Origin of the sequence: Vibrio sp. Of7-15, from assembly GCF_022347565.1 — a bacterium.
GTDB lineage: Bacteria > Pseudomonadota > Gammaproteobacteria > Enterobacterales > Vibrionaceae > NORP241.
This window is the reverse complement of record NZ_JAKRGH010000007.1, coordinates 71,138-82,783: the sequence shown is the minus strand read 5'-3', so window position 1 is coordinate 82,783 and position 11,646 is coordinate 71,138. Positions and strand designations below refer to the sequence as shown.

The 11,646-nt window shown below is 41.3% G+C and carries 8 protein-coding genes; 3 read left to right on the top strand and 5 right to left on the bottom strand.

From position 1 onward, the window contains the following. Positions 1 to 6: 6 nt before the first annotated feature. The 4 genes from MHO82_RS10105 to MHO82_RS10090 form a co-directional block, all read right to left on the bottom strand. On the bottom strand, positions 7 to 1,047 hold the full coding sequence (locus tag MHO82_RS10105) for a spermidine/putrescine ABC transporter substrate-binding protein (RefSeq protein WP_239183821.1): 1,041 nt from the start codon (positions 1,045 to 1,047) through the stop codon (positions 7 to 9). 320 nt (positions 1,048 to 1,367) lie between these two features. Beyond that, the gene (locus MHO82_RS10100; protein WP_239183820.1) at positions 1,368 to 2,219 is read right to left on the bottom strand and encodes an alpha/beta fold hydrolase; all 852 of its coding nucleotides are present in this window, start codon (positions 2,217 to 2,219) and stop codon (positions 1,368 to 1,370) included. A gap of 111 nt (positions 2,220 to 2,330) precedes the next feature. Further along, positions 2,331 to 2,927, bottom strand: coding sequence for a TetR/AcrR family transcriptional regulator (locus MHO82_RS10095; RefSeq protein ID WP_239183819.1), 597 nt, complete (start codon positions 2,925 to 2,927; stop codon positions 2,331 to 2,333). Between the two features lie 136 nt (positions 2,928 to 3,063). Then, positions 3,064 to 5,949, bottom strand: a complete 2,886-nt coding sequence (locus MHO82_RS10090; RefSeq protein WP_239183818.1) for an HD domain-containing phosphohydrolase — start codon at positions 5,947 to 5,949, stop codon at positions 3,064 to 3,066. Positions 5,950 to 6,119: 170 nt separating this feature from the next. Between MHO82_RS10090 and MHO82_RS10085 the strand changes: the two genes are divergently transcribed. From MHO82_RS10085 to MHO82_RS10075, 3 genes are read left to right on the top strand one after another with little or no spacing between them, the layout of a single operon-like run. Further along, complete coding sequence (locus MHO82_RS10085) at positions 6,120 to 7,685, top strand: MBOAT family protein (protein ID WP_239183817.1); 1,566 nt, start codon at positions 6,120 to 6,122, stop codon at positions 7,683 to 7,685. Between the two features lie 8 nt (positions 7,686 to 7,693). Next, positions 7,694 to 8,860, top strand: a complete 1,167-nt coding sequence (locus tag MHO82_RS10080) for a hypothetical protein (RefSeq protein WP_239183816.1) — start codon at positions 7,694 to 7,696, stop codon at positions 8,858 to 8,860. Beyond that, on the top strand, positions 8,821 to 10,353 hold the full coding sequence (locus MHO82_RS10075; RefSeq protein WP_239183815.1) for a hypothetical protein: 1,533 nt from the start codon (positions 8,821 to 8,823) through the stop codon (positions 10,351 to 10,353). The genes MHO82_RS10080 and MHO82_RS10075 overlap by 40 nt, the downstream gene beginning before the upstream one ends. Here MHO82_RS10075 and MHO82_RS10070 read toward each other — a convergent pair. After that, positions 10,343 to 11,296 (bottom strand): THxN family PEP-CTERM protein, encoded by a 954-nt coding sequence (locus tag MHO82_RS10070; protein ID WP_239183814.1) that lies wholly within the window; start codon positions 11,294 to 11,296, stop codon positions 10,343 to 10,345. The two genes, MHO82_RS10075 and MHO82_RS10070, sit on opposite strands and share 11 nt — an antisense overlap. Between the last annotated feature and the right edge of the window lie 350 nt (positions 11,297 to 11,646).

Sequence of the window (11,646 nt, the reverse complement as noted above, 5' to 3'; positions counted from 1 at the left end):
AAGCACCTACCGATACAAGTTAATCGTTATGTTATTTCTTCTTCTCTGCGCTCTATCAGGCAACGCATAGAAAAATTCAGATTTTGATAAACTTTTCTTCGTTGGATAAATGGTGGAATCCTTTAAAAATTCCTCAGAAAGATAGGCTTCTGCACTCTTATTCGGAGAGGGGTAATACACATATTCAGCCAGCTGAGCAGCAGAAGCAGGCTTATTGATGTAGTTTAAAAATTGATAAGCTAATTCTGGGTACTGAGATTTAGCGGCAATCGTCCAATAATCGACCCATATTGAACCACCTTCATCAGGTAACACAAACTTAAGGTTGTCATTAAACTCTTTCACCATTAATGCATCACCGCTGTACATCATGGCAACCCATACATCACCTTGAACAATAGGCGCATCTTGATCAAGAGAAGGGTATTCATAACTTCGGACACTTGGTTTTTGTGCGTGCAACAATACTTCAGCTTGGTTAAGCTGCTGCCAATCTTCACTATTAGCAGAATACCCTAACGATTTAAGAGCCATTCCGACCAGATCTCGTGAGTCTTCCAACATTCCTATTTTGCCCACTAATTGAGCATTCGGCTCATACAATTGTTTCCAGCTTGTAATAGGGACTTTGATTAGATCTTGGCGATATACAATCCCCACTGTGCCCCAAAAGTACGGAACAGCATAATCCTTCGTTTGTGGAAACGCGGTGCGCCATTTAGGATAAAGATCATCCAAGAAATCTAATTTTTCAGGGTCCAGCTTTTCTATCCAGCCTCTTCGCACATAATTTTCTAATTCAATGCCAGAACTTAAGATAAGATCATACCCTTCGCCATCATTTTGTAATAAAAGATCGGTTCGTTCTTCATCTGAATTAAAGTTAACTTCTACGACATTTACTTGATATTCCTGTTCAAATGCCTGAACCAGTGCTGGATCCATGTATTCACTCCAGTTCAAAACAGTAAGCTTTACCTCTTCGGCAGAACTTTGCACTGAAAATACAATAGAACTAAGAATTACAGCTACTTGCAGAAATATCATTGAGAACTCCCTCCATGGTTGCCCATATAATTATGCTAGTAGATGAATATTGATTTACAACCACAAAAGAGAAGATATTTTGAGAAAAGGAAGAGATATTAAAGACAAAAAGGCAGGGAGATACATTGGTACAGCATACTCATAAGTTACTGATAACATGCGGCCTTTATAAATAAGACATTTCTTTTGACCGACTTATATAAAATAAACCACAAAACCCTACAATTTAAAATGATTTTATCAACACGGTGAAATTACCAGTAAAGATAACGATATAGCTGCAACCTATCGTGAGAATCAGCGGCAGCTACTTTGCGTTATTATGCCTTTATCAATGAATCAAAGCCTGACATGGTTTGTGCACACTGCATCACTCGACCATGTCCTTGCCCTTCTGTAGCAACGAGTTCGACTCTCTCACTTTCATTAGCCGCTTTTTGTGAGATATCAAAATGAGTAAACCTATCTTGTTTATCATGCACTATGATTGTTGGCGCTTCGCGGTTCTGTAAACGCTGGTATGGGTTAATACTGCTGATTGGATGCTGGTAGCGCTGCTCCACTTCCCCGACCACTTCCTGAAAAAGCTTAAGCGAATAGCCAGACTTAATCACACTGTTAAATAAATTTTCAGTATAGTTAAGTACTGGAGCAATCAAGAGAAATGGCACCGATTGTACTTTAGCATGACGGCTTTCCAATACCGACGCCGTTCCCATGCTGTGTGCCACCACACCAACAACGGAATCCACAGTGTCTAATAACTCATCAAAACCATGAATAAATGAGGGAAGATGACCATATTGCCCTTCACTTTCCCCGTGTGCAGGGTGATCATAAGCAAGCGCCGTGTAGCCTTGTTTAGCAATATGCTCCATTAATGGAAAAAACTGACTCGCCGTACCTGACCAACCATGGCTCAGCACCCAAGTTGGTCCAACACCAAGACGGTACGTTTTGATGATACCTTCAGATGTCGCAACACTATCTTTGATTAACCCAGCTGGCTCTACGTTTTTAGGTTTGCTGCGTACAGGCGTCAGAAATAGCTTACGTGCTGTGCGTCTTGCGTGTGATGGTGCCATCGTATGATGCAAGCGTGTGCCTAAATTAATAAGCTTACGTCTCAAGCTAAATGAACTGGCAGTATTAAAATAGATTTTTTGGCTCATGCCTTTCTCCTAACGCCCGAAAAATAGAACGCTCGTGCTTTTTATTAGTATTAATAAAGAAGCCATACAAAGCTTCTTAAATTATCCCTAGTTCAGGTTATTAATATGTGCTTAAGGCTCTACACGCCACTGGCTGAATAGCTGCTCCACACCTTGCCAGAACATATCCCGAGATTGGTTTTCAACCTCAATGGAATAAAACAAATGGCTACTTAAATACACACCATATAACTGAAATACAGCTTGTTTTGAGTCAATATCAGCGCTAAATACACCCAATGATTGCCCTTTTTCAATTTGGATCTGCAAATAATTCACCCAAATTTGGATGATTTTTTTCAACTCTTTTTGCACGCTGTCATTCGAGTCCGTGGAATCTTTCCACGCATCTAAGAACATACAGCTGCCTTGAAATGAGTGATTCCATTGCAACCAGTTAGTGAGCAAAAGCTTTAACTTCGCTTCCATGTTCTCTGGAAACTGATCACGAGCAGGCTCAATAACCCGCTGGCGAAAACAGAGCCCGGAATACTCCAGTACGGCTACCTGAAGGTTTTCCTTTGAATTAAAATGCGAGAACAAACCGCTTTTCGACATACCACATGCTTTTGCTAGTAAACCAATAGTCAGGCTTTCTAACCCAGATTCACTGGCAATAGTGAAAGCATTTTTTAAAATATGTTCACGGGTAACTTTGCCTTTACTCATCGCTTCTTAACAACTCTAACAACATATATGGTCATTTTTAGCACGAGCGTGCTTTTTTTGCCATGGTTTTAGTGAAATGATGATCTGGTAGGAGCTGTTTATCCTTTCACATCAACACTTCCGCCTTTATCCCCTTCTACCCTAGTTCCACATTTGGAGAGTTATGTATCACAACCTTAATCCGTTTAATGTGATGTTCAATATCAACATCAACTTTCTGATCGTCATTTAAAAAACGATCCGCATAAATCTCATGCACTTTTTGCTCTAAGAAAATCAGGTATAACTTAGGGTCGATATGAGAAGTTTCCGCCATAGAAGTCATTATTTTTAACGACTGCTCTAAGTTTTTCGCCTTTTTATAAGGCCTATCGCTCGCCGTCAGGGCTTCAAAAATATCCGCAATCACCATCACACGAGCAGGCAAAGTCTGCTCACTGCCCACTAACCCAAGTGGATAACCAGTGCCGTCCATTTTTTCATGATGCCCACCAGCAATCTTAGGTATGTTTTTTAAATGTTCAGGGTAAGGTAACTTTTCTAACATCACGATGGTTTGGATAATATGATTATTAATCACAAACCGTTCTTCCTCGTTTAATGTTCCTCGGGTCACTTGTAAGTTATATAACTCCCCGCGATTATAGTGCAACTCCGGAATCGGTAAGGTGAATTTGGGATCCAGCATCATTTTAGGGCTGATACCATTAGGCCATGGCTCTTTATGCACTTGCTTGTCTGCCAACAACTTTTCCATCACAGGCAAAGAAGCGGCAGGCTCTCCGTATCGCTCCTGCTCAACCCAAGAAGTCCCTAATCGATCATCTATGGTTCTTTTCCACGTTATCTGGCTGAGTGCTTTTAATCGCTCACGTTTGTCTTTATCCATGTACTCTCCGCCAATATTGCACTCAGCAATAAAAGCAAAGTCACTATCAAGCTGCTCATGCTTTTTCTCAAGATCTTGCTTTAAAGTATCTGGAGCTTCACCTCTGCTGATCCCTTGCCAGTACTCGATTTCCGCTTGCAGTTTCAGCACTTCAAACCGCATACGTACTTCGTGGATACGATCATAAATGGTTTCCAACTTTGTCGCTTTATCAACCACGTATTCTGGGGTGGTCACTTTACCGCAATCATGTAACCAAGAAGCAAGGTGCAGCTCTTCCCACTCTTTTTCCGTTAAAGAAAACTCAGGGAAATATTTCTGATCTTGTTCAGCGGCTTTAGTGAGCAACTCCGTTAATTCAGGCACTCGCTGACAATGCCCCCCAGTGTAAGGGGATTTGGTATCAATGGCAGATGCAATCAAACTAATAAAGGCATTCAGCATCTCTTTTTGTTGCTGGATTTTATCGATATTGTCTTTGGCTATTTCAGCAAAACTCAAAAACTCTCTTAGGTATTCATGTTTGTCACGCTGTAAATCTGTACACTCACGCTCATACCCCACCAATAATATCCCTACTAACTGGTCATCTCGATTCAGCAAAGGAAATAAAAACAGTTCATGATTATAGAGTTGTTCTTTATGAGGGGCTAACGCATCACAACCATGCTCTAAGTGATGAATATGACCTTGCTGTAAATCTCGTTCTATTTCTCTGTTATCGTAAAGCAATTCATTAATATTGATCTTAAAAGGAATAATGGCGTGATTAGCTGTCGTGATAAGTTGCTTTGAAAACGTATCTTGCGTGTACAGCACAATCGTATCCGCTTTTGTAATTTTAAAGCTCTGATGCGTTATGTTTTTTGCTAATACACTAAACTCTTGATTTCCAGCCGTATCTCGAAGCAAAAGCAAGAGATCGTGCAAAGTATGCTCCATCAATTCCAGTGAGATGGTTAAGTCGTTCACTTCTTTGATCATGCTTTTGGGGTAATGTACTTTTTTAAAATTAAAACGACGTATGCTGTTCGTGGAATAACTTAAATTTTGTAACGGCCTAGAGATTCGACTCGCCATGTACCATACAATGGTAATACAAAAAATCAGGAGTAAACCGGCTGTAATGATCAGCTGATTTCGGGTTGTAATTAGGCTCTTTAAAAGCTCATCTCTCGGTATGGCTTCCGCTAGCCAAAACTGAATATTCGGACTAATTTGAACTGGAGTTACGCTCATGGCCCATTCTTCACCTTGATAATGCACGCCCTTTGTTAGCTTTCCAGCTTCAAAAGAGTCAAGCACATCAGAAAAAATAGAAGCATTTAAAGTACTTATCAGCCCTCCTTGTGATACATCCACCCCAACCAAATTATGACCCGCCAGCAATTGGCCATCACTATCTAAAAGCACCAACTGGGAACGTGGCGAATACGCTAAAAACTCCAACTTTTCAGACAGCGATTCTAAGGTAAAATCCGCCGCCACGACATGCTCACCACTGGCTGAGACTCGTGACAATGTCACCCCGTTGGTTTTTAAGAAGTAAAAAAAATAAGGTTTGGTTAACGTAATTTCACCGTTGCTTTTTACCGATGTAAACCAGGGGCGAACTCTAGGATCAAACTGACTATTTTTGTTCATTGTATGACCAATATTATTTTGATTTTCATCCAGATATACCTTCATATCTAAACCTGTCGTATTGGTGTAATTAATCAGTAAGTCACTTTGGGGAGGAGCAGAAAAATGCTCGCGAGATTTTTCTGTTAGCAAAGGGCGAATAACAGTAAAGTCACCATTATTGGAACCATAAAATAACGCCACCAAGCTCCGATTGCGTTGAAAGATAAGCCGAAACCCGGCCATCCAAGACATACTCTGACTGTCTTGCTGTTCAATAAAAGGCGTGGTTGCCATCAGATCTAACGTCGCTAACACAGGGCCGACATGTTCTTTAAAGGCAGATTGTAATTTACGGCTGTTTTCTCGGCTAAGGTTCTGAGCGGTTCCCTCAAGAAGAATTTCAGAATGACGATAACTCACCCCGATAATGACAGTACCAAGCAAGGTTGCCATGGCTAAAAACAAGCTAGCAATGTGAACACTCAATGGGTAATGCCGCTGTTTCATTCCCAAGCCTCCGAGCAAAAACCTTCTTTAAGTATTAGTGAAATAAAATCATTTGCTGGGAAAATAACAAAGCTGTCAAAAGTAATCGCTGTGCTGAACCATGATATTTTTTATCAACCTCTCATTTGCAACTACGCTTAATATTAAAGATTATTCATGGATGAATTATTTTGTTATTTAATACTGCCGAATTTATCTTCTTTTTTCTCCCTATTTGCTTAGCGCTGGTATTAGGCGCAGCCAGGTTATGGGGCAATGGTAGTGCACTATGGGTATTGGTGCTTTGCTCGCTGTTTTTTTATGGATGGTGGAACCCTTACTATTTGCCTCTACTCATATTTTCGATCTTATTTAACTTTTATATGGGAAGAAAAATAGCAGACAGTAAAAATAAGCCATTGTTGGTTATTAGCATTGCTATTAATTTATCCTTACTCATTTATTATAAATACGCCAATTTCTTTATCGATAATATAAACTTAGCCTTAGATGAACCCATTCACCTAAGCACCATTATCCTTCCTTTGGCTATCTCGTTTTTTACTTTTCAGCAAATCGCTTATTTGGTTGATTCTTACCAAGGTATTACCAAAGAATACAGCTTTAGACACTACGCACTTTTTGTGTCCTTTTTCCCTCAACTCATCGCGGGCCCCATTGTCCACCATAAAGAAATGCTGCCGCAGTTCGAGCGCAAAAACAGATTCAAGCTAAACCCTTCAGATGTCGCCATTGGCTTATCCATTTTTGCTATTGGTTTAATCAAAAAAACAGTGCTTGCCGATGGTATCGCACGCTATGCAACCCCTGTATTCCAATTAGCAGAAACAGGAGAGAGTATCGACTTCTTTTTAGCATGGGGAGGCGCGCTCGCTTACACTTTTCAATTGTATTTTGATTTCTCTGGCTATTCAGACATGGCTATTGGTTTAGCGAGGATCTTTGGCATTGTTTTACCACTAAATTTCTACTCTCCTTACAAAGCCACCAGTATCACGGAGTTCTGGCGACGTTGGCATATGACGCTCTCTCGCTTCCTGCGTGACTATATCTACATTCCATTAGGGGGCAATGCAAAAGGGCCTTCAAGACGCTATGTCAATTTAATCACAACCATGCTGTTAGGCGGAATGTGGCATGGTGCTGGGTGGAACTTCCTAATCTGGGGGGCATTACATGGCGGTTACTTAACCATTAACCATGCTTGGAGACACATAACCGAGCCACTAAGCCAACGTATCAGTGCTCAAGGCTGGTATGTCTTTTTATCTTGGTTAATTACATTTTGTGCCGTTGTTGTTGGGTGGGTATTTTTCAGAGCAGTCAGTTTTGATGGTGCGATAAATATACTGAGTGGCATGGCCGGATTAAACGGATTTGAAATCCCCAATGCCTTAATGGCGCGCTTAGGTGGCATCAGCCACTACCTTGCTGCCATCGGTATTGTGGAGAACCAAGCGGGCGGGCAGAGCTTTATCTTAATGTGGTTCTGGAACATCATTTTACTTGTTATGGTTGTCACTCTTCCTACCGTGCAAGACCTTTTCTACTCAGTTCGAGGGTCCCTAAGTTCACTGCATTATGTTCAAAGCAACACTTTTTGGCCTTTTAGAAAGCATTTCCAACAACAGGCATGGCAAGCTTCTTCTCGATGGGCCGTCGTCAGTGGCGTGAGCTTTGCGCTTGGCGTTTTAACCTTAACCCAAGTTAGCGAATTTTTATATTTCCAGTTCTAGGTAGCCATATGAAATACACTGTCATTTTTTTTAGCTCCTTTCTATTCGCCATCACAACGATTGCTGGTATTAACTGGTTTATTGATCCATTTGGCATGTATTGGTCTCCTACTGTGAGTAACATCAACCAGCAAAAGACAGAAGCCGGTACAAGGGTTCGCTTAGTGAAAGCCTACCGACCTGCTATGGTCAACCCAACAGTCTTACTTGTGGGTAATTCTCGGGTTGAAATGGGGCTAAATCCACAACACCCAATCTTTGCCGGACAAACCGTCTACAACCAAGCCATGCCCGGTGCAGGTGTTGTTCATCAAGTAAAATACGCTCTTGAGGTCATCGAAAAAAATCCAGATCTTAAACAAATTATTATGGGGCTCGATATTCTCGACTTTTTCTTAACATATCGAACCGATAGAAAATTACCGCAATCCATTCAAACCAGCTCACAAGAGTGGTATGAAGAAATGCACAACATTGCTCCCTTATTATTTTCATTAGATACCTTCATAAGTAGTTTACACACCATTACGAAACAAGGTCAGAATGCAAATTCCATTAATGCTCAAGGCTTCAATACCGCAGCTGGCTACATCAATATTATGAAATATGAAGGTATTGTCGTGTTATTTCAGCAAAAATATAACCAACTGGTAAACCAACTACACAAACAAAACTATTATATTGAAAAAGAAGTAAATAAATCCCCTCAATTAGCAGCACTTACTCAGCTTTTACAGGAAACAAACAAACGTAATATTGACGTGCAGTTCTTTATTAACCCTTACCATTATAGTTATCTTCATATATTGGATGAAGCTGGCTATTGGGCCCATTTTAACGATTGGAAACAGCTCATCACGACCTTTTTTTCTGACCGTGACACTCCCCCTACCGTGTGGGATTTTAGCGGCTTCAATCATTTCACTAATGAACGTTTACCCTTTGAAAAAATACATCAACCGATGGATTGGTATTGGGAACCAGCCCACTATAAACAAGAGCTAGGAGACATCATACTGACTACCATGCTAGCGTCTTCTAATGGCCCCCCTTCCTTCGGTCAAAAACTAACACCTCTCACCATTAACGATGTCATAAAAGAAGATCGCAGCGGCTTGCAGGATACAAAACAACAATGGCAAAAACTCAAACAAACTTTACTGCCATCGGGCTAAACATCTGCCATAGCTGGCGCGGGGCATTTGTGGCAATGGGTTGTCTGTTGCTCACGGCCTGCTCTTCAGTTCCTGAGCCAACGTCTTATTATCCCGAGCATTTACACCACTGTACCCAAGAACTCATTAATTTTAAGAATCAGGTAAAACAAGAAAATGTCACTGATGCCCAATATATGTGGCTTGAGAAATACCCTCATTTGGCTTTCGATCGCTTTAGCCTATCGTTAGTAGACACCCTTTCTGAACCTCAAAACCGTGCTAAATGGCTTGAATACACGACCCAAAAAGCCACAGAACAAAGATCCGTTGAGTTTAGCAATTTATCCAGTAGCCAGTTCAACCTAGATAGGCTCGATGACTGTGCTCAGAAACTAAGTTCATTTAGCCAAGCGGATCCGATTTTCTGGCAGCGCCTTCTGGAAACGCCCCCCGACTTTCCATCCGATTACCAACTATGGCAAAAGATCGTTGGTGTTTACCCCATTGCCAAGATCTTTGCCCAATCAAGCATTGATGCTGAAAAACAACGCTTACTGCAAGGAATGAAAGAAGAACATGACAACCCAATAATTCAGTACGTACCATCACCACAATCACACTCTTCAGACCCACTTGAGTTCGCACGAGAGCTCAAGAAATGGTTAGAACCAGAAAACTTAAATACAGGAAAGATGACGCCACCAATACACTGGCCCTTATTAAATTCCACACAAACTAAACAGCTATTAAATCACTTTGCACCAAGCTGGCAAGTAGAAACCCTAAGCCAAGACGATAACATCGGCCATGTAACGCTTAACAAAAGAGTAAAGCCTATTATCGATACCACTAGCCCTACTATGTACAGTTACCTTAGCTATACACGATTTTACGGAGAGATCTTAGTTCAGCTCAATTACAATGTGTGGTTTCCTCGGCGCTCCGCCAAATCTCATTTCGATCCATACGCTGGAGAATTTGATGCCGTTTTAGTTCGCCTAACACTCAACCGCAACGGAGAGCCCTATATTTTAGATAGCATCCATAGTTGTGGTTGCTACCATATGGTATTCAACCTTGATCCCAGTCTGAAATTTTCAGAATTACCGCCAGATCCCGAACCACCGCTAACCCTAACGGCTTTCCCTGACAAAAAGCCATTAGCACCAACCATCACTCTCAGTGCGAAAGAACACATGATCACCCAAGTCTCTTGGCTACCCGTAGTTAATGCTAAACCCATTACTTTAGCCCCGTATCATCAACTAAAGCGCTTACCTGTTCACAAAGAGAATACAGACAACAAAACCAAAAGCTTCTTCGATTCTAATGGCATGTTAATGGCGAGCGCCCGTGCAGAGCGCTGGTTTCTATGGCCATTTGGTGTTCCCTCACCAGGAACCATGCGTATTACGGGCCATCATGCCACGGCTTTTATTGGCGAAAGGCACTTTGATGATGCCTTTATTTTTGAGCCATTTTTTGTACCTCCAAGTGCCCCTAAACCTTAACTTTATTGGCACGATGATGTCGATAAAACGGTAATGCAACCATAACAAATGCTAATAGCAGTAAGCTTAATGATTCCGGCTCATCAACAGGAACGGAAGCGGCCGCAACGGCAAACGCCTCTGTTGAAACAGCAAAACCAAACTGAACGGTAGTCCAAGCCGCTTCTGTGGTTATAAAACCTTGGCAGCGCTGACCTGAAGGTCCATCAAGAAAACCTAATGCAGCACACTGGCCATCATTTAAAAACGCAATAGGAGAAATAGAAGGGTTAAGATCTTGCCCAAGGATAAAGATATGTGCGAAATAATCCACATCATCATAAGCAAAGCCTATATTCAAATTTGGTGTACCTGTAAAGCCGAATAAATCTCCACAAGGTGCTACCGTTCCCCCTGCACATGGGCCCGCATTCGGTGTTTCCCTGAACTCAAAATCAAACGCCAAATCCGGTGCATCAATCGAAGTACCTGAGCCCTGCGGTGTGAGCGTTAATGTGTCGTTCACCATGGCTCTTAGTAAGGTGCTGAACCAGCTGCTAATTGGATTGTTCCAGTGTGTAAAGCTTACCCCTAGTCCAATTTTATCCAGTGTGACGTCATCCAGTCCACCAAGCACTGTACTCACAGAGCCTGTTACTGGGCCTCCGCCGACTCGATGTGGATCTTCCGAGCCACTCCCAATCGTTAATGCACTGCGAGCCACCGTAAAATGATTGGTTGAATTTTGAAAGTCTGCACCTGCATGGCCCCAAGAAAGTTCACTGTCCGTCGCAATGGTAGTACCTGATGTACCGCTAAAAACTGCATCGGAAAAAGTCGCATTAGTACTAAAATCCCACTCCGTTACAATCGGGCCCGCATTCGAGACACTAAACGGCAATACGCTAAGAATAAATGAAAGAAAAATAGGAAGACGGTAAATCCGTAGAATTGAAATATTCATAACTTACATCCCTATATAGTTGGCTATCCAGCCAATGAAACATCCGTATCATCTCTATATACAGGGCAAAAGCCATACCATTAATACAACATACTGATTTAAAATAACTTTTGCTCTGTATGATATTAAAGTTTAAATTTAGTGTAAAAAATAACGAATGCAGAATAGTCTGCTTTATATGCTTTAGTCATCTGATAACTAAAGAAAAGCAGACAATACCATGCCAAGATAGACAAAATAGCCGCACTATTTTATCTATCTATTATGTAAAAAAAGCTGACACTAAATTCAGGCATTTCTTTTGAAAACAGCAAATAATAAAACTATATCAAACGCTTACCTTATTATTA